General features: G+C 43.1%; 2 protein-coding genes. Both read right to left on the reverse strand.

Features of this window, described 5'->3' with window-relative positions; translation table 11 throughout:
* Window positions 1–25 precede the first annotated feature (25 nt).
* Complete coding sequence (locus tag GMES_RS21090; RefSeq protein ID WP_153811098.1) at window positions 26–874, reverse strand: IS3 family transposase; 849 nt, start codon at window positions 872–874, stop codon at window positions 26–28.
* The coding region (locus tag GMES_RS21095) for a transposase (RefSeq protein WP_039987988.1) at window positions 871–1,086 on the reverse strand (216 nt) is incomplete at its 5' end. The genes GMES_RS21090 and GMES_RS21095, both read right to left, overlap by 4 nt.

The raw sequence follows: 1,086 nt of genomic DNA on the forward strand, positions 1-1,086 counted from the left end.
GATCTTCCCCCAGTTTCGTAGACACTTAACTTGCCTGTGAATATGTATTCTCATATTCATCTGGAGATACATGACCAAGATGGCTGTGTAGTCGAGTTCGATTGTAAAACACTTCTATGTAATCAAACAAATCTGCTTTAGCTTCACTTCGGGTTGCGTACACTTTTCGCTTTACACGTTCAGTCTTGAGCGAATGAAAAAAACTTTCTGCAACCGCATTATCCAGGCAATGACCTCTGCGACTCATACTTGGTATCAAATTATGGGCGGCTAAAAAATCTAAATAGTCACCACTGGCATATTGGCTACCTTGATCACTATGTACAATAACGTCTTTTGCTTTAGGTCTTCGCCATACCGCCATAAGTAGTGCTTTAATCACAATATCTGACGTCATTGTCTGTTGCATTGACCAGCCAATCACTTTGCGAGAGAACAAGTCCAATACGACAGCCAGATATAGCCATCCCTCATATGTCTTAATGTAAGTAATATCTGATACCCACGCGGTATCAGGCTCGCATACAACAAATTGCTGTTGTAGATGATTATCTGCGGCAATATGAGGCGTAGACGACTTAAAATAACGCCGTTTATAGCCAATATTAGCTTTGAGTTTGGCTTGCTTCATCAACTTGGCTACACGGTTTTCACCGCATGTTTCACCCAAACGACGCAGCTCATGTGTGATGCGTGGGCTGCCATAAACACCGCCACTTTGTACATAACTGGCTTGGATCTGTTTAAGCAATCGTAGGTTGGCTTTTTCTGCTTTAGATTGAGGCTCTTTCAACCAAGCGTAAAAGCCGCTGCGGTGAACATTTAACACCCTGCACATGGTGTTAACGCGATAAACATTGAGTCGTGATTTTATGAACGTGTACTTTTCTTTGACTCGCTTGCAAAGTACACGGCGGCCTCCTTTAGGATGTTGCGCTCTTCAGTTACTCGCTTTAACTCAACTTTAAGCTTGCGTATTTCTTCTTGCTCTGCGGATTGGCTGGCGGGCACTTTCGCCTTACTCACCCAGTAATAAAGTGACTTATCCGATATACCTAATCGCTTAGCAACATCAGGCACTGAATG

Source organism: Paraglaciecola mesophila KMM 241, from assembly GCF_000315015.1.
In the GTDB taxonomy this organism is placed as follows: Bacteria; Pseudomonadota; Gammaproteobacteria; order Enterobacterales; family Alteromonadaceae; genus Paraglaciecola; species Paraglaciecola mesophila.